General features: G+C 40.7%; 17 protein-coding genes. 2 read left to right on the top strand and 15 right to left on the bottom strand.

Going from position 1 to position 17,284, the window contains the following annotated elements; translation table 11 throughout:
- Positions 1-22 precede the first annotated feature (22 nt).
- Genes PR800_RS06615 through PR800_RS06605 form a run of 3 tightly spaced genes read right to left on the bottom strand, consistent with a single transcriptional unit; the run spans position 23 to position 3,968 of the window.
- Entirely contained in the window at positions 23-919 is an 897-nt protein-coding gene (locus PR800_RS06615) for a dimethyl sulfoxide reductase anchor subunit family protein (RefSeq protein WP_272530430.1), read from the bottom strand.
- Complete coding sequence (locus PR800_RS06610; RefSeq protein WP_102139131.1) at positions 916-1,554, bottom strand: DMSO/selenate family reductase complex B subunit; 639 nt, start codon at positions 1,552-1,554, stop codon at positions 916-918. Before PR800_RS06610 ends, PR800_RS06615 begins: the two co-directional genes overlap by 4 nt.
- Positions 1,551-3,968: a DMSO/selenate family reductase complex A subunit gene (locus PR800_RS06605; RefSeq protein ID WP_195698141.1), complete on the bottom strand. Its 2,418-nt coding sequence runs from the start codon at positions 3,966-3,968 to the stop codon at positions 1,551-1,553. Before PR800_RS06605 ends, PR800_RS06610 begins: the two co-directional genes overlap by 4 nt.
- 191 nt (positions 3,969-4,159) lie before the next feature.
- Here PR800_RS06605 and PR800_RS06600 point away from each other — a divergent pair, with 191 nt between their 5' ends.
- Entirely contained in the window at positions 4,160-4,933 is a 774-nt protein-coding gene (locus tag PR800_RS06600) for an AraC family transcriptional regulator (protein WP_136134398.1), read from the top strand.
- 24 nt (positions 4,934-4,957) lie between these two features.
- Here PR800_RS06600 and PR800_RS06595 read toward each other — a convergent pair whose 3' ends face one another.
- The 9 genes from PR800_RS06595 to PR800_RS06555 all read right to left on the bottom strand — a co-directional run bounded on the left by PR800_RS06595 (position 4,958) and on the right by PR800_RS06555 (position 12,739).
- Entirely contained in the window at positions 4,958-6,112 is a 1,155-nt protein-coding gene (locus PR800_RS06595; protein ID WP_206275876.1) for an adhesin, read from the bottom strand.
- A gap of 16 nt (positions 6,113-6,128) precedes the next feature.
- Positions 6,129-6,662: a fimbrial protein gene (locus PR800_RS06590; RefSeq protein ID WP_102139135.1), complete on the bottom strand. Its 534-nt coding sequence runs from the start codon at positions 6,660-6,662 to the stop codon at positions 6,129-6,131.
- A complete protein-coding gene (locus tag PR800_RS06585) occupies positions 6,662-7,177 on the bottom strand; it encodes a fimbrial protein (protein WP_272530428.1) in 516 nt (171 codons plus the stop codon). Before PR800_RS06585 ends, PR800_RS06590 begins: the two co-directional genes overlap by 1 nt.
- Positions 7,170-7,580: a hypothetical protein gene (locus PR800_RS06580; protein WP_272530427.1), complete on the bottom strand. Its 411-nt coding sequence runs from the start codon at positions 7,578-7,580 to the stop codon at positions 7,170-7,172. The genes PR800_RS06585 and PR800_RS06580 overlap by 8 nt, the downstream gene beginning before the upstream one ends.
- A gap of 47 nt (positions 7,581-7,627) precedes the next feature.
- Positions 7,628-8,365 (bottom strand): fimbrial biogenesis chaperone, encoded by a 738-nt coding sequence (locus PR800_RS06575; protein WP_229597524.1) that lies wholly within the window; start codon positions 8,363-8,365, stop codon positions 7,628-7,630.
- Positions 8,366-8,379: 14 nt separating this feature from the next.
- Positions 8,380-10,932: a fimbria/pilus outer membrane usher protein gene (locus PR800_RS06570; protein ID WP_272530426.1), complete on the bottom strand. Its 2,553-nt coding sequence runs from the start codon at positions 10,930-10,932 to the stop codon at positions 8,380-8,382.
- A gap of 88 nt (positions 10,933-11,020) precedes the next feature.
- Entirely contained in the window at positions 11,021-11,599 is a 579-nt protein-coding gene (locus PR800_RS06565; protein ID WP_102139191.1) for a fimbrial protein, read from the bottom strand.
- Between the two features lie 61 nt (positions 11,600-11,660).
- A complete protein-coding gene (locus PR800_RS06560) occupies positions 11,661-12,176 on the bottom strand; it encodes a fimbrial protein (RefSeq protein WP_102139192.1) in 516 nt (171 codons plus the stop codon).
- Positions 12,177-12,409: 233 nt separating this feature from the next.
- On the bottom strand, positions 12,410-12,739 hold the full coding sequence (locus PR800_RS06555; protein WP_166267257.1) for a helix-turn-helix domain-containing protein: 330 nt from the start codon (positions 12,737-12,739) through the stop codon (positions 12,410-12,412).
- Positions 12,740-13,375: 636 nt separating this feature from the next.
- Between PR800_RS06555 and PR800_RS06550 the strand changes: the two genes are divergently transcribed.
- Complete coding sequence (locus PR800_RS06550) at positions 13,376-13,996, top strand: flavin reductase family protein (RefSeq protein ID WP_195698138.1); 621 nt, start codon at positions 13,376-13,378, stop codon at positions 13,994-13,996.
- A gap of 56 nt (positions 13,997-14,052) precedes the next feature.
- Here the strand turns inward: PR800_RS06550 and PR800_RS06545 are convergent, their stop codons facing one another.
- The 3 genes from PR800_RS06545 to PR800_RS06535 all read right to left on the bottom strand — a co-directional run bounded on the left by PR800_RS06545 (position 14,053) and on the right by PR800_RS06535 (position 17,281).
- Positions 14,053-14,565: an AAA family ATPase gene (locus PR800_RS06545; protein ID WP_102139142.1), complete on the bottom strand. Its 513-nt coding sequence runs from the start codon at positions 14,563-14,565 to the stop codon at positions 14,053-14,055.
- A 253-nt stretch (positions 14,566-14,818) separates the two neighbouring features.
- The gene (locus tag PR800_RS06540; protein ID WP_195698137.1) at positions 14,819-16,465 is read right to left on the bottom strand and encodes a Na+/H+ antiporter; all 1,647 of its coding nucleotides are present in this window, start codon (positions 16,463-16,465) and stop codon (positions 14,819-14,821) included.
- A 267-nt stretch (positions 16,466-16,732) separates the two neighbouring features.
- On the bottom strand, positions 16,733-17,281 hold the full coding sequence (locus PR800_RS06535) for a MarR family winged helix-turn-helix transcriptional regulator (protein WP_102139144.1): 549 nt from the start codon (positions 17,279-17,281) through the stop codon (positions 16,733-16,735).
- Positions 17,282-17,284: the final 3 nt, after the last annotated feature.

The raw sequence follows: 17,284 nt of genomic DNA, 5'->3' as shown, positions 1-17,284 counted from the left end.
CTAAGCAATATGCCGTTATTTATCAATGAATAGTGTAAAAACAGTAGCGCAGCATAAATTCAGCAATCATGGCAGCCGCACAACCCACCACTAAATACCCTTTGCTGCTCGAAGACATAACCCCACTCGCAGTCTGTCGCATATGGCGAAATAACCCATACCCCAATACAATCACCGACAATATTCCAACAACCCAGCTTGTAATACGCAGCGACCAAATCCCTTGGTAGGCATGAATAGAGTCGATAGGAAATGTAATAGATTCATTATTATAGCTCGTGCTAACTAAGTAACTTTCATAGGCAGGTTGATAAGCTAAACGGACTAACAAGCTAATGCCAATCACTGCCCACAGTATCCATAACCCGCGAGTTGAAACTTGCGCCGCTGGCGATCCTGCATGAAAACGCAATAACAAATTGATTAATAAATAATACCCAGCAGCTCCCGCAGTTAACATCGTGCCGTAGAACATCAAATAGGTATTATCATTCATCCACGTTAACATTGATGTATAACGATAAATTGAAGCCATGGCATATACATCACACAGCCCAGCGATAATCGCTAAACCAAGTAACAGATACGACAGCTCCTTTTTGAACCAGAGCCATAGAAAGGTCAGCCCAAGAAAAGCAAAATAGGTGGCAGTAAACACCACTTCACGGCTTAACCATGATGAAAAAATATTCAACAATGAATTAGGCGCATTCAAAGGAACCCCTAAGTGGGTAATTGAAGACAACAAACCAATACCCGCGAAGACACAGGCGACAAACATATACCACAACAAAAATTGTGCATTAACTTTACGGCCCAACGCCGCTGATAATTTTTTTGCGAAAAGCGCTAACATCACACTCAACCCAATGGATGTTTGCATCAAAAATGTGAATAACAATAGTGGCCATTCATTCATTTGGCTTCTCCTTGAGAGTTTTGAGTACGGCCAGCCCCTTGGTGCGGGTGGATCACTAAATTCGGATGCGTAATCGATGAGTCCGGTAGCCCACGAACATCCGCAAGCTCGCCATAACGTTGTCTTAATTCATCTATCGGGCCAAACTGAATTGCCCCTAATGGACACGTGGCGACGCAGACGGGTTGCTCCCCTTTTAGTTGTAAGTCGATACAAAAATCACATTTCGACATTTGCTTGGTTTCCGGGTTCATTTGCGGTGCGCCATAGGGGCAAGACCACGCACAAGTTCCACAACCCACACATTTATCTGTGTTGACCATCACGATACCGTCCCCTTCACGTTTGTGCATTGCCGTTGTCGGGCAGTTTTTCACACACATTGGGTCGGCGCAGTGGTTGCATGAAATGGATAACGTATAAGCAAAGACGTTATTCACCAATCCCCCAGAGCCATTTTCAATAAACTCACCGCCAGCGATTTCATATACGCGACGATATTTGCGCCCGACATCAAGGTTATTTTTATCTTTGCACGCGACTTGGCAGGCTTTACAACCTGAGCAGCGTGCAGAGTCGATATAAAAACCAAGCTGTTTGCTGCTTATCGCGGGATAAACGTGAAATTTACTCATGCTTTGCTTACCTCCACCAATAAGGTTTGATGGGCATTTCCATGTGCCATTGCGGTGCTACGGGCTGATGTTAAAACGTTAGCGCAACCGCCTTGGTCAACGCCATTTTCATCAGGTTGCCACCATGCTCCTGCTTGTAAAGCCACCACTCCGGGCATAATCCGCTGGGTGATTTTGACGGGCACCATAGTGATACCGCGGTCGTTATTCACTTTGACGCGCTCTCCATCCGTAATATTTCGTTTTTTGGCATCAATGGGGTTGATCCACAACTCTTGGCGCTGCACTTCTTGTAGCCACGGGTTCGCAAATTGCGTTGAATTGGCACGATTACGGCCTTTCCAAGTAATTAATTGCAATGGATAACGTGAAATTAGCTCGTCTTCTGGCCCTTCAATGGCAGGTACGTAATGAGATAATGCAGGGATCTCCACATCATGACGTTCATAAAGACGCTGAGAAAAAATTTCAATTTTTCCAGATGGCGTTTCAAACGGGTTATTATCGATATCATTAATATTTTTCTCAAAGGCGACATGGCCAGTATGGGGTTTATGTTTTAATAGATGGCGACGTTTAATTAGCAACTCATCAAACGTTGGAATGTCGTCTTCTGGGCGCTTCTGATGAGCGTCATTGACTAAATGTTCAATCCACTCTTTTTCTGTGCGCCCTTCACTGAATTTCTCACCAACCCCAAGTTTTTCAGCTACGTCACGTAACCATTCATAGTCACTACGGCGCTCAAATTCAGGCTCAATCACTTTCTCGGACAAAATAATGTAGTTACCCGTTCCCCATGTCCCCCCCACATTCCAACGTTCTAAGAAGCTGGTTTCAGGCAGTAAAACATCGGCATACTTGGCGCTAGGTGTCATGTATAAGTCACTGTAAACAATAAACTCAACTTTACTTTCATCTTCCAGAACGTTAGCCGCATGCAAAATGTCGGGGTTCTGGTTAGTCATATAGTTACCCGCCAACGAAAAAATCATTTTGATTTCCGTATCGAGTTTTTCTGCGTTTTTTAAACCATTATTTGGCGTCACAAGGTCTTTGTTCTCACAAGCTTGTACCCAATTGGTGATATTGATTTTTGCTTTGACTGGGTTTTCAAATAAGCTCGGCCCCGCTAATGTTTTACGTAAGTCAGGGGTGACTGCCATACCATAGCCCGCAGCCCAACCCCCTTTCACGCCTACATTTCCGGTGATGGTGGCTAATAGCGTGGCACCTCTTGCAGAGCGTTCACCACAGATATGGCGCTGGGGGCCCCAACCTTGCATTAAGGCCGCTGGTTTTGTATTGGCATATTCGCGAGCCAGTTGACGAATGGTATCGGCGGGGACTTTCGTGATGGGTTCCGCCCACTCTGGGGTTTTCACCACACCATCTTTTTTTCCCATTAAATAAGCAATTAATGACTCATTTTCAGGGATGCCTTCAGGCATCTGGTGCTCATCAAACCCCAAGGTGTATTTATCAATAAAGGCCTGATCATGAAGACCTTCGCTGATGATCACATACATCATGGCATCCATCATCGCGTTGTCTGTGGTCGGCAAAATGGGGATCCACTGGTCGGCTAATGACGATGCGGTATCCGAATAGCGTGGGTCAACCACAATGAATTTGGTGCCATTTTTTTTCATTTTTTGGAAATAATGATTAGTATGGCCAAAAATGGTTTCGTTCGGGTTATGTCCCCACAAGATCACCAATGGCGTATTTTCTAATGTGTCTAGCGTGCTACCACTTGCTGACGTGCCATAGGTATAAGGCGTAACCGCCATGGTATTGCCATTGCTCACTGAGTGGTAATTTTCTAAAAAACCACCCGTGATATTAAACAACCGACGCAACATATTCGCACCTGAGAAAATCCCCCCAGTCACCCCGGTACTGAGGCTCACAAAGCGTGATGCAGGGCCATATTGGGCATTGATACGCTGCATATTGTCAGCAATCAATGTTGTCGCCTCTTCCCAACTAATGCGCTCAAAGCGCCCTTCGCCACGTTTACCCACGCGCTTCATTGGGTATTTCAGGCGATTTGGGTGATAAACAAATTTTCGATAGCTGCGGCCGCGCACGCAAGCACGCATGATTGGCATCTCTTCGTCTAAATCGGCATCTGGACGGGTACTAATTCGTGTCACCACACCTTCTTTAACATGTGCTCGAATATCACACTTGCCACCGCAGTCAAAACTACTGCAGGTCGAGACCACTCGCTCACCGTTATTTTCCAGCGTTGTGGTTGGGATGATATTCGGGTTTTCTGGTGTCGATGCGACTGTGTTTGTGGCAATAAATGGGACAGCCATGAGTGCAGAGCTGCCTTGAATAAACCGACGACGGGTTATGGGGTCAATCAAACTCTTGCTATCCGCCTGATCGTGATAATTTTCCATGATAACTCTACCTCTGGCATACATTAGGTTGCCGCGCTAGAGTAATCATTTCCCTGCCTGCCAACTTTCGAAAAACCGCCAAACACATTGGAATTTCAGCCAACCATGAAAAACATGTGGTTATATCAATAAAAATTGCCTATATTCAGAAAATAGATGATAACTTTTGAATATCAGCCAAGAAAATTACTATGCGAAATATTCCTCTAAAAACGGTCGATGCAACTCCGCGTGATGTTTTAGCTATCGGCACTGATTACCTACCAAACGTGCTGCTTGATTCTCACGTTCACCGCCGCGCACAGTTTCTATATGGTGCGACAGGCTTGATTGAAGTGAGTACAGCAGATGGCGAATGGGTCATACCACCTGATAGTGGTGTTTGGATCCCCTGTAATACGCCTCATGAAACACGCATGTTGAATGTCAGTACGCGTAGCTTATACATTGAGCCCAAAGCCGCTCCACGTAGGGGAAACAAATGTGAAGTGCTCAGGGTTTCGCCCTTACTTCGTCAGCTATTGCTTGAAGCGGTTGATACGCCAATTGAATATGATTTAAATGGCCGTGATGGTGTGATGTACCAATTGATTTTGCATGAAATTGCGCAGGCAGAGCCCCTGCCTTTCTATGCCCCAATTCCACGGGATGAACATTTAGCCCAGTTGTGCCGGGAATTCCTAAAAGCGCCACAAATCACCTCATTACCACAGGAGTGGGCGGCAAAATTACATAAAAGTGAGCGCTCATTTAGCCGTTTTTTTGGTGCTCAAACAGGGTTATCTTTCTCTGACTGGCGGCAGCAAGCTTGTTTATTAAGTGCGATTACCCACATTTCTGCGGGTAAATCCATTACCGAGGTCGCATTCGATTTAGGCTACAGCAGCGTTGGGTCTTTTTCGACCATGTTTAAAAAATGGTTAGGGCAAAGTCCATCCAGTTTTATTCAGAGAATTAGTGGATAACACCTAACCATTCAAAAACTAAATTTAATCAAATGTGGCAATTAACCATGCAGACCCTTGATAACTTCCTGCGTCTGCATTATTTCCTTGAATACGACTACGTATATGGATCGTGCGATTTGAATGAATTCCTACACGAATATCTGTCCCCGTCGCCCCGGTTTGTTCATCCACAATGTCTAACTTACTGTAAATCGTTCTATTTGAAGCATCTTTCATCGGTAAACGCTTTTGCGGGTCACCATCTGTCACATAGTCTAACCGTAACCTTACCTTCGTTAAGGCCGCAAATTTACACGTGTATCTGATGCTTTCCGTCACCAAACTATCGTAATGAATACTACTTAATTGGCCGTGTCGCAAATTGACTGTGCTAGCCTGCCCAGAGCTCGTTTGCGTGGAGCACATTGCTTTCACATTTAACTGAGAAGCTGCAAGACGCATTGGCACTGTTGATTCAGATAAAGGCCAGCTGTCAAAGGGAGGCGCTGTTTTAGGTTCAGTAAAAGCGCGAACATAGCCCGCTAAATCCATTGCAGGAATAACCAGTTTTCCATCAATAATTTGCTCATTAATAAAAAATGTAATAGTAACCGGAAATTGACTGGTAAACTCTTGAGCAGACCTAACAAGCCCCACATAAGCATATGAGCACATTCCTGCATCAATATTTATCCAATTTATTATCGGAGTTTCCACCGTCATCACTAAATTGTTATTGATCCGGTAGGCCGTTTTTCCATCAATCGTGACTCCCGCAGAAGCCACATACATAAACAAACGATGAAATGCCTGTGATGAATGAATTCTTGTATTGCTACTTCCCCATCGTCTACCAACACAATCAACCAAGCCAGACACGCTCACTTGAGCACTATTACCGTCAATAACAATAGGGTTTCCTACACGATAATAATTTTTGCCATCAGAGCCAACCCGTGAAACGGGTTCAATAACACTATTACTATCGATCCGAATTGAATAACCTGAATTGGAATTTTGTATTCGAGGTGCATAGTCTGCATGAGCATTTATTCCATACAAACTAAGAATAGCCACCAGAAAATACATTGATAAGCCAGATGGTTGTTTAAAGAATTCTCGCCTCAAAAATAAGGGAAATGGTATTTTCACCATAGAGCAAGAAACCGCCTGAAATAGGATTTGAAAATTAGACATAACCGATATTACCGCCTTAATAGTAAGTGACCGAAATCATGGCAATAGCACTAAATTTTCCAGCACGGAGTTGGCTCGCTGGTAGGGTACTAACGAGATCAGCTTGTAAAATAATTCGCTGCAAAGTGGCATCTATTTGTTCTGGGAATATTTGCTGAATTTGATTAACTTCAAGTGGATGAGCCACACCTCCAGTTATATTATTGATATTAATGCCAAGGCCATCAGTACTGGTGGATAAAATACTTTTTCCTTGATAAACCATAGTGTTACTATTTTTGGGGTTAATCATAATACCGAGTGATTTATTCCAATTACAGCCAGTTAAATACAAAGGAAATGTATGGGATTGGGAAATATCATCAGAATTATGCGGTATATTAATCACCCCAAAATTGATTTTTAACGGGGTACTGTTATCTTCACTACGCAGGTGGCAGGCTGGGTCGACTAGCGTCGCACTCACATCGATTAAGACATCCGACTTAGATATAAATGGGAGAAATAAAAAACACAAAACAAATTTAGATAACCAATTGATTGTATTCATTACTCATACTCCAATGAAAAAGTCGCTGAGCTTGAAAAAAAACCTTTTTTTGCTTCATTCAGCGGATTTTTACGAACAAATACACCAAATTCCAATTGTTGAGTCCCATCCGTAACCGTAACCGGTGTTACCTCAATCGATTTATCCCAAGTAACAAGTACTCTTTGCTTATCAACTACACCGAGCAGTACACCACTATTTCCATCCGTTCCAAGGTAATTATCACCCTCTACAGTGACCTGTTTTGGGCTTTTCCAGGTAATCTTAATCATCTTATTTAGGTCGGCTTGGCTACATTTTTCAATCGTGATAAAAAAGGGGGTGATATCACTAGGAATATTGTCATTAATCGACTTCAAACGTATATTTTCAATTGTTACCCGCTTATTGATAGAATCAGCCGCTAACTGACAGGTTTTATTGACTAAAATACCACTAAACTCCACATCTAAGCTGTCCATACTCCAAGCAAAAATAGGGAATCCAAGGCTTAAAAGTAAAATAGCCTTACTCATAAACCACCTCCAGCCGTAATAAATTCGATTTGTGCATTGAAACAGGGGGATAAATGAGATTATTGCCATTTAATAGATTCATTTTCTCTATAGCCGTAACATTCCCATTTTGCACATCATAAAAACGTATTTGTGCGGGCGTTGTTTGCATTTTGTTGGCAGAAAAGGCATCGCCTGCGCCACATTGAGTCAGCATCACCGCTGAGGTTGATATTTTTAAGTGACAAGGTGAATTGAATAATTGAGCGCTGACTTCTAACCATCCACTATTTGAATCTTCATAATGCGATTCATTCACTGCAGTATGATTTAAAAACTCGCTAGCCGAAGACATCCCGCCTATCACGCCACTGATGACCATGCTACTGATGAAAAATAAGCCGATAAGCATATATTTTATCAATGCATTACTCCTTCTATTATTAATGCTAGGCATATTTCCTAACTTAACTAACGTTCATCAACCACAGTGCAAACCTCTTGCTGGCAACGAAAAGCTAAAGTCGGTTTTCCGCCATAGTCGTTGATATAGGTTAAATGTGGCTTTGTCAGCGGCTGGGAAACAAATTCTTGGGTAGATTTCGGTGGTACCATCACCACCTCGAATTGACTTTGTTCAGACTGTTTTTGGTTATTACCCAAGCCAATAACCGTCAAATTAAAAGGTGTTGAATTATTGAGTTGATACCCTTTATTGGTCTTCATTAGTGTGACCTTATGTGCCCAGTTTGTTTCTGACTCAGCTAAAATGGACGAGGGCCGATAAAAAAGCTTCACCCGCGATTGCAAAGCAATTTGTAAGGTATTCGCATCATGAGATTTAGGCGGGACTTCTCGTAAATTAAAATAAAATACGGATTCCCTATCTTGCGGTAACTGACTAAATAAAGGCGTCAGACTCAAACGAACTAAGCTTTGGCTATTCGGCTCGACACGCTGTAGAGGAGGCGTGGCTAATAACGCTCCTTTTATTAACTTGTTACCTTGTGGGTCTTCAATCCAACTTTGCGCGAGATATGCCTCTTCTGGGTTATCATTGGCTATCTTGATATTGATCGATTTCGCATCCCCAGGGAAAATGATCCGAGTTCGATCCAAGGTCACTGCTGCATGAGTATTAAATGATAATATTGATATAACAAACAGCACCCTCACAACCCATTGATAACAGATATCTAATTTCCACATAATTAGCCTCACAATCATTTACTTGATGATGAATCAACTGAACGGACCGCTTTGACTGAAGAGCATGGCAGCAATAACAAATCAGTAAGCTCATTTAATTTTTCAGGTAGGGATAACTCGCACTGCAGCTGGTTATTCCAATACAACGACAACTTTTCTTGAGGTGATACCCCCACTAGCCACGTCACACCGCCTTCACCCACGAGCCCCAATTCTTGGTTATTTTTATTACGTACACTGGCACCAAAAGGTGGGTGTTTTCCATCTAACAAAGCAAAAACAGTAAATAACTTTTCGCCTTTCATCACCGATAAGCTGCGATAACCGATGGCACCTTTGGTTAACGTAATATCCGTTGAGGGATCGAGGCTTTCTATATCATCGGGTAACTGGCTGGTATTGATTGAAGCAGTAGATTTTCGATAACTATTCACATTGGGAATAACGGCCAATCCAAATGCATTGGTTTTAGTTACACCATTTTCGAGAGGAACACCGCTCACCTCCGGTGTTTCAATCATAAGTCGTGTATCACCGTGCGCTGAGCGGTGCAATGCCGCTCCTTTAGAGGTTAATGTGAGCCCACCATTGATTGACCCACCAATACTGTGGTACTGATCTGGTACATAGCTTGCATTTATAGATGTACTTGCTTGAGAGATATCTCGTGAATAGAAGCCACTCAAACTGACTTGATTATCAATATTTTGCCCATGGTTATAACCAACATTGATATTGAAATTATCCTGCTCTCCATAGCCACTATATCCAACCTGATGATTAAATTGGTTATTTCCCGCTGAGCGTGAGTAGAGCTCAGAGAATGTGACACTATGTCCACGAAATAACGGTACAGTGAGATACAGATTAATGGCATCATCTTCATTACCATTGTCTCGCTCTGTACGGCTCGCTGATAATGATAAATTTGCCGCATTTTGGGACAGAAGAGGGAAATTTAAAGGCGCATTAACGTATAAACCGTATTGTGTTTGTGAGTCATGCTGCCAATAAGTACTATATTGATAATTAAGAGAAATATTAAAATCATCGAAATATTTATTTAAATATAATTGATAATTTTCTTTTGCTGCCTGAGTACCATAACCTATTCTCTCCTCATCCATAAATTGCGTGAGTGTTCGGTATTCTTTGTCGGCAAAACGATAGCCCGCAAAGGTAATATCTGTACGTAGCTCATCGAAAGATTTTGCGTAATTAACGCGATAAGAGCGTCCTTGGCGTCTTTTATCTGAAAAATCGGCAAAAGATTGTGTGATATCAAAAGAAACCGCGCCTATTGAAAAAAGATCTCGCCCTATTCCTAACGCTGCACTTTGGTAATAGCCATTGAGCTGAGTGCCTCCATATAATGACCATGCATTTGAAACACCATATGATAATTCACCACTTACAACAGGCTCCCCTGTCAAATGCCGATTGTCATAACGCGTCTTTCCCATAGCAACCTTATAAATGACGCGCCCGGGACGTGTTAAATAAGGCAACGAGGCCGTACTGATACTAAACTTACTCTCTTCCCCATTTTCTTCGCGGACGGTCACATCTAATACACCACGAATGCCGCTATCAAGTGTTTGAATACGAAATGGGCCGGGAGGAACTGCCGTTTCAGAGATAATGCGTTCTTGGCTGCGAACAATCACAATTGCATTCGTATTTGCAACACCAATAATTTCAGGTGCATACCCCACTAATTTAGGCGGCAGCATGCGGTCATCACTTTCTAAAGAAAAACCGGTATATTGCCAAGATTCAAAAATATCCGAATAGAAATAATTTTCTCCCAACGTAAAGATTGAGGCACTATCTTTCAATGAGGTAAATGCATAAAGACGAGTAAAATCAAAGTTGTGTTTTTCCTGCGGATAATCACCCCGTTGTTTTTGATAAGATGTACTGTAATCGCCACGTAAGCGCCAAGCCCCCCAATTCACCCCGGTGATCCCATTACTCGATAAATAAACTTGCCGATGATTATCCGTTTCTTTGGTTGCTGAAATATTCGCGTTGTAATCAATAAATACACCACCGATCCCCTCTTCCCATAAATTAGCGGGTACCCAGTAAGGGTCGCGGTATTCCATCCATATTTGTGGAACCGTCATTTTCAACGACAATGTACTGAGCTCGATGGCTGTTTGAACCCCTGTTAACGCAGAAAAGTCGAGACATTTCCCATTATGGGTAAGTGTTACTTTCTCCATCGCCGAACGCTTTAAACCAATTAATTCAAGAACATCTGGAGGAATACAGATGGTTTGTGTGACTTGGGTTGATTCTCCGGCGATTGGCTTATTTTCATAAACGGAGATATCACGGGGTGCCCCTAAGCGTTGTCCATTAACAAAGAGAGTAAAAACATAATTTCCTGGTAGCGTATACCCAGCTACTGAAAACTGGCTCATATCAATATTCTGAATATCATCCGCATCTAAAACATCTGTATTAAATTCAGAGGCAAATACTTTGCATCCCATAAGACCCGATAACAGAAAAGCAATGCGCCAAACCAGCTTCAATTTCGCGTTAATTTTGAACACCATGCTCTATACCATCCTCGCTATACCAGATTAAATGCAATAAGAGTGCATCTTCAAAATGAAGCTCATAGAAACGTATTCTTCGTGCGTGTTATTGGTAATCGATGAAAAAGCGGAGCAGTCCGTAATAACGACCTGCTTGGATCGGTTGTCCGGTTAATTCCAGACGTAAGAAATAACGAAGGAAAAGGCTGTAACCTGATTTATCTTGATACAACACATTGTCAGATAATGAATAATCCTTATTAGGCTGTAATCGTCTTTTTGAATTATCTAATACCGAAATACCCACCCCTTCGGAAGCACCTTGTAGTATAAAAGCATCAATATATTGTGTATTTTGGCCAACAAAGCGTATCTTCCATGTTTTTAGATCAACGGTTGAATAGACACTGCCGCAATCTTGTAACTCGATAATAAAAGGCTGATCATGCATTTCTCTTTGCAAGCTATTTGACAACAAAGCGAGAGCCAAAGAAGAAAAATCAATAGTTTGATAGCGATTTTGCAATGTTATTGAGCACGGTGCATCAATGACGCTACCCCTGAGTAACGTTATTGCACTGACGCTGTGGGGTTTAACGCTTTTGATGTCTGCATATGAATGAATACTAAAAATAAGCATTACCAGCAGCACTGTTATATCCATAGCCCTTTGATAGCTCACCACGACACCTCTTCTACTGGCTCTCATTTAACCACCAGCCAATGCTGGCGGTTAAATAATTTAGTTATTGATAGGTAATACGAAAGTTTGTTACCGCACTGAACCTACCTTCCGATACACTTTTCGTCGTATCAACAGCCTTTGCTAACGCTTTGAAAGACAGGACGTTATCTCCCTTTTTATTGATAATGCGTGAGAACACATCTTTCGCTTTTCCAAATTCAAATCCATCAATGCCAATTCCCACATTGTTGGTATTGCCTGCAGAAGTAGAAAGCAAAGTATTTGTTGCATCCGCATAACTTTGGCCTGTAAACACTAATTCCATTGATTTAACAGCAATGGGTTTTCCGGCTGCATCAGTATCAAAATCAGCGAAATCGCATCCCGTAAATTCAATATTAAATTTCACTTCAGCTACGCGACCATTTTCCAATGCTCTGCGAGATAACTGTCCAAAATCAATAAGTTGCTTTAGTGATGATTGAGCTATATTACAAGGCGTGCTCACAACGACACCTTCGAAATCAACTGTACCGGTATTGTCTGCCGCAGAATTTGCTGACAAAAAAACCGTCATCAATGCAGTAAAAATAAATAACCGAGATGATTTTGATAATTTGGGGGCAATATTTAATTTGGTTAATCGCATATATTTTTCCTTTCAATTAAAAAATTAAACTACAACAAATACACCATTAAAAATTTAATAGCGTAAGTCTAATTTCCATATTTAATCCAATTAAAGAGGACACAAAAACTAAGAACTACAATATATGTAAATTACTATCTCAATAAAAAATCCATTGAAAATCATCTGGTTTTTAGTTTTCCATAATAGTAGAAAAATGTTCTTTCGATGAGATAAAAAATTTCATCTTGTGTTCTTATATCTGCAATTTCACTTGAATGGTTCACTAATACTTTAAAAAAGAACTCTAACCAATTTTTTTCTAATACGTTCAAAAAAATATTTAACGTTTCAATATTAATACCAGTTTCTCCTCTTTCATAACGAGAAATCTGCTGTTGACTTATTTTTAATATTTTCGCTAATTGGTATCCTGTTAATGATTTATCAATTCTTGCTTGCCTTAAAAATAACCCAACATCTCGACGTAATAATGCATCCGTTTTTATCATATTAATTCCAACAAAAAACACTCCCATATAAAAAATTCAATTAGCCAACCTTACTTAAAAGACAGATTATTTTCATGTGAAAAAGTGGATATATCCAAGCACAGATAGAAACAATTAATTTTAAATATAGGTTTATTAATTAAGCCTGTAAATACGTTTGTATCGATCGAACATATATAATTTGATAGTTATTTCCTATTAAATTATATAACACCTATTATATATTTTATAAAACTGCAAAAATAAACAAAAAAATCAACAAATTAAACAACATTGCAGATAAAATAATAGCAAAATAAATAAATTAAATTTAAAATATTAACGTACCGGACAAAATAAAATAAAAAGAATAAAGCAACGCTACCAATTAAAACGAATAAACCCACTAGATTTACACAAAAATAGAGTTAAACAATGAAGTCAATGCTAAAACTCATAAATAAAATAAAGATAATCATCAATTACTATTTAATTTATTATTGTTATATTGAGTTATATCCTCAAGCGTTAATATAAGCAAAATTAAAAATAGAATATCCACTTACTGCATTATTTATGCATTAATCGCATTTTTTATTTAAACACCTAACACCTTGTTCAAATATCCGTTAAAGTAAAGTTAAAAAGGACTCCAAAATGATAGAAAAATTCTATAGCTACCAACCACTGCAGGGTCACGGGCTCCCCCATGATCCTATCCCATCACTCATTGGCCCTAGGCCTATTGGTTGGATATCAACCTGTGATAGTAAAGGTAGAGCCAATCTAGCTCCTTATAGTTTTTTCAATATTTTCAATTATTCACCACCTATATTGGCCTTTTCGAGTGTTGGTAAAAAAGATTCAGTAACTAATGCCATCGAAACAGGGGAGTTTGTGTATAACCTCGCAACTCTTGCACTTGGCGAAAAGGTAAATATGAGTAGTGCTACATTGGCACATGGTGAAAGCGAATTTGCATTAACGGGGCTATCCACTCTCCCTTCAACATTAGTTTCACCCCCTCGCATCGCTCAAACACCCGTTTCAATGGAATGTGTTGTCACGCAATACCAACAACTGAAACGTGCTGATGGCCAGTTATTGGATACTTGGATGGTGATGGGAGAGGTTGTCATGGTGCATATTGATGAGTCCGCATTGAATGATGGATTATATGACTGTGCTGGCCAGAAGCCACTATTGCGTGCAGGAGGACCCGCCGATTATTATTGGATAGAACAACAGCAAAATTTAAAAATGTATCGCCCTAAATGACTATAAATCTGAGTAATAAGTATCCTCCAGAGGTTTATTACTCAGACCTGTTATTTCTATGGGTAAAATTTGCAGATTAACTGCTCGCTACTTTTTGGATAAGAGAAATGTGCCGTAATTAAATCAAACTGCGTTTCAGATGTTTGAAATGGGTTTTCCCCTGCTAAATTCCGCGCTGCAAGTCTTGCTTTACACTCGTCATTACTTACCTGTAATACATGAAATACATAAGGGACATCAGATGCCTGTGCCAATGACGTTAACCATTGCCGCTGCATCGGTGTATTCGCAGGAAAATCCATCACAATATTATTCCCAGCCTGTATCAATTGCTCAATATGGCCTTCTAATACTTGCTTCACTAGGGTACTTTTTTCAACATAGTGAGCCAGTTCAGTGATTTCATTAGGATAAAGGGCGGCAAGCCATTCGTCTTCACAGAGCAAAATAGTACGGGGGGCGTTAGCCAGTTGTTTTGCTAATGTCGATTTCCCTGAAGCAATTTTGCCACAAAGAAAATGCAAACGAGGCGGTTTTTTTAATGATGGTGAGGCTTCTGTTAAATTCATAAATAGCTCCTTACTGAAGAATTAACCAGATAAGGACAAAAAAACCCGCCTTATCTGGCGGGTTTAGGATGTAGCTTATCCCCACCACTATGTGATGGTAATAATAATGCTTAAGCTAACAGTGCCTTGTAACATATAAATTTCCTAAATAGAATTATTACTAACTTATCAGCAATCTATACAAACCGTCAAACCTACTTGAATGACATTCATAAAAAAATGACCTGAATAAATTCAGGTCATTTTTCTCTAACTAATGTTTACCATTTTTATGGTGATTAAGCGTTTCTTCTTTTAAATCAAGTTCATCACGTAAACGGTGATATACCCTTTCATTGATATTTTTGCTTTTACGCATTTGATATAACGCGTCCCGTTTCGCTTTTAACGCTGATTTGGACATCTCACGTTCCATATCAATCATTTTGTGTAAATCATAGACATCTGATTCAGTTTCATCTGAATTATCGAGTCGTCTACCATAAATTTCTAATAATTGAGCCCCAACCTCAGTACGCATGGCAATTTCATCCATATCATCCGATGGGTGATTCATCAGGTCACGTAAATGTGCCATTGCAGCTTCATTTAAGGCCAAGCGCGCTCGAATTTCGTCATTATCATAAGGTAAGTCTTGTACCAACCCTTTCGTTAAAATAGGCAGTGCAATACTGGCAATCAGTAGTGAACATAAAATCACCCCCATCGCTAAGAAAATAGCCACGTCACGATTCGGAAATAATGAACCATCAGGCATCAATAAAGGTAACGTGAGAATACCCGCTAATGTAATCGCTCCACGCACACCCGCTGTCGCCATCACCGCCATCATGCGAATATGCATAACATCCGCTTCTTTACCGCGACGGCGCTTATGGAAGACGGTTAAAGTCATCGAGATCCACACCCAGCTAAAGCGTAAAACGGCCAATGCCACGGTAATAATTGCCACATAAACAAATAGCATCCAAGGATGGCTCGCACCCGCGGCCTCTGCTACAGCAGGCATATTTGTCCACATACCCGGTAACTGTTCGCCTAACAAGATGAAAATCATCCCGTTCAACGCGGTTTGTACCGTATCCCACACCGCTTTACTTTGCATACGAGTGGCGGCTTGCATACGCCCTGCGATTTTTTCATAGTGCATGGCAATACCGGCAACCACTGCCGCTAAAATACCAGAAACATGTAAATGTTCAGCTAACAAGTAAGCCGTAAATGGCATCAATAAGCTGATCATTATCTGAATAGCAGGTTCTTCCCCTGTACGCTTAACCAATAATTGGTTTAACCAACCAATTGCCCAAGCCACTAGCAAACCAATTAAAATCCCGCCAAACGCCACGAATACAAATTGCCCAGCCGCTGAAGCAAGAGAAAATGTGCCAGTTAATGCAGCAACTACCGCAAAACTGAAACACACCAAACCCGTTGCATCATTCAGCAATGACTCCCCCTCTAGGATATGCGCCATTCGCGATGGCAATGGGGAATTGACCGTCATGGCAGACACGGAAACTGGGTCTGTAGGCGACAAAATAGCTGCCAACGCAAAAGCGACGGCCAAAGAAATAGCTGGAATTAACCAATGTATAAAAAAGCCCATACCAATAACCGTTACTACCACTAGACCAATAGCTAACGACATGATCGGCTTAATTTCTTGAAATAAGGCTTCTTTAGGAATACGCCAGCCATCAAGAAACAATAAAGGGGGAATAAATAAAAACAGAAATAGATGAGGTTCAAATTCAACTGTAAAACCGTATAAAGACAAGCCAGCCCCTAGTGCTATCTGGATCAGGGGTAATGGAATAATATCTTTGAGCAGTCGTGAAACAAAAACGCTCACAACAACGGCTAATAAAAAAACGAGTACAAGTGTCACTACTGACATTGATTGCTCCATGTTTAGCTAATCATTAATTATCAGTTATGAAGTAAATAGATAAATTGAATCAATGTAAAGTGGCAATTAATCAATCGATACAAAAATAATAAAATTAAGAAATAGCCTATCTATCATCAGGTTGCGAAAAATCATCACTGACTTAAATACCCATAAAAAACTTATTTATCTATTTGATAAATAGATAGTTAAACGCAATATCAATAATAAGCTGTGTATTGCCATCAAAAATAGGACTAAACCATCATTAATCGACTACTTTGTTGTTTCTTTGGATAAATTTTGACTGCCTGATTTTTTCCTTTTTACCATTTTTGCATTATTTTTATCCGAAGTACTTTTATCAGCTGTATTGGTGTTTTCTATACTGTGCCGCTCAACAAGTTCTTGTAGTACTTGCTTAAGGAGCTTACTTTTACGCAACCCCAAAGGGGCTAAAACGGCTTCTTCGTGTTGCTGAGCTGCAACAAGTAAACCATCGACCAGTGACATTCCACTTGATGTCACACTAACAAGTGTTATGCGCTTATCACTTCCATTATGGTTACTGTGGCGAACCACGTGTCCCTGCTGCTCTAACCGTTGTAGTACGCGAGTAATTGTCGGTTGTTTGCTGACCGTTTTTTGTGACAGCTCAGTGATCCCCATCGAGCCATTGCCTGCTAGTGTGGATAGCACTCGCCACTCTAAGACTGACAACCCTTTTTTTTCAACAATGGCATGAAATTCCGATGAAACTAACATCCAAGCCTGCCCCAACAGGGCAGGCAAGTAATTATCAACAAAAACCTTTGAGTTTGCCATTCG

The sequence above is a fragment of the Providencia sp. PROV205 genome, assembly GCF_028479505.1.
In the GTDB taxonomy this organism is placed as follows: Bacteria; Pseudomonadota; Gammaproteobacteria; order Enterobacterales; family Enterobacteriaceae; genus Providencia; species Providencia huaxiensis.
This window is presented reverse-complemented; position numbering and strand designations above follow the sequence as displayed.

What these genes read in the sequence shown, in the direction of transcription:
- PR800_RS06615 (WP_272530430.1), bottom strand. Translation starts at nt 919, where the DNA reads ATGAATGAATGGCCACTATTGTTATTCACATTTTTGATGCAAACATCC.
- PR800_RS06610 (WP_102139131.1), bottom strand. Translation starts at nt 1,554, where the DNA reads ATGAGTAAATTTCACGTTTATCCCGCGATAAGCAGCAAACAGCTTGGT.
- PR800_RS06605 (WP_195698141.1), bottom strand. Translation starts at nt 3,968, where the DNA reads ATGGAAAATTATCACGATCAGGCGGATAGCAAGAGTTTGATTGACCCC.
- PR800_RS06600 (WP_136134398.1), top strand. Translation starts at nt 4,160, where the DNA reads ATGCGAAATATTCCTCTAAAAACGGTCGATGCAACTCCGCGTGATGTT.
- PR800_RS06595 (WP_206275876.1), bottom strand. Translation starts at nt 6,112, where the DNA reads ATGTCTAATTTTCAAATCCTATTTCAGGCGGTTTCTTGCTCTATGGTG.
- PR800_RS06590 (WP_102139135.1), bottom strand. Translation starts at nt 6,662, where the DNA reads ATGAATACAATCAATTGGTTATCTAAATTTGTTTTGTGTTTTTTATTT.
- PR800_RS06585 (WP_272530428.1), bottom strand. Translation starts at nt 7,177, where the DNA reads ATGAGTAAGGCTATTTTACTTTTAAGCCTTGGATTCCCTATTTTTGCT.
- PR800_RS06575 (WP_229597524.1), bottom strand. Translation starts at nt 8,365, where the DNA reads ATGTGGAAATTAGATATCTGTTATCAATGGGTTGTGAGGGTGCTGTTT.
- PR800_RS06570 (WP_272530426.1), bottom strand. Translation starts at nt 10,932, where the DNA reads ATGGTGTTCAAAATTAACGCGAAATTGAAGCTGGTTTGGCGCATTGCT.
- PR800_RS06560 (WP_102139192.1), bottom strand. Translation starts at nt 12,176, where the DNA reads ATGACGGTTTTTTTGTCAGCAAATTCTGCGGCAGACAATACCGGTACA.
- PR800_RS06555 (WP_166267257.1), bottom strand. Translation starts at nt 12,739, where the DNA reads ATGATAAAAACGGATGCATTATTACGTCGAGATGTTGGGTTATTTTTA.
- PR800_RS06550 (WP_195698138.1), top strand. Translation starts at nt 13,376, where the DNA reads ATGATAGAAAAATTCTATAGCTACCAACCACTGCAGGGTCACGGGCTC.
- PR800_RS06545 (WP_102139142.1), bottom strand. Translation starts at nt 14,565, where the DNA reads ATGAATTTAACAGAAGCCTCACCATCATTAAAAAAACCGCCTCGTTTG.
- PR800_RS06540 (WP_195698137.1), bottom strand. Translation starts at nt 16,465, where the DNA reads ATGTCAGTAGTGACACTTGTACTCGTTTTTTTATTAGCCGTTGTTGTG.
- PR800_RS06535 (WP_102139144.1), bottom strand. Translation starts at nt 17,281, where the DNA reads ATGGCAAACTCAAAGGTTTTTGTTGATAATTACTTGCCTGCCCTGTTG.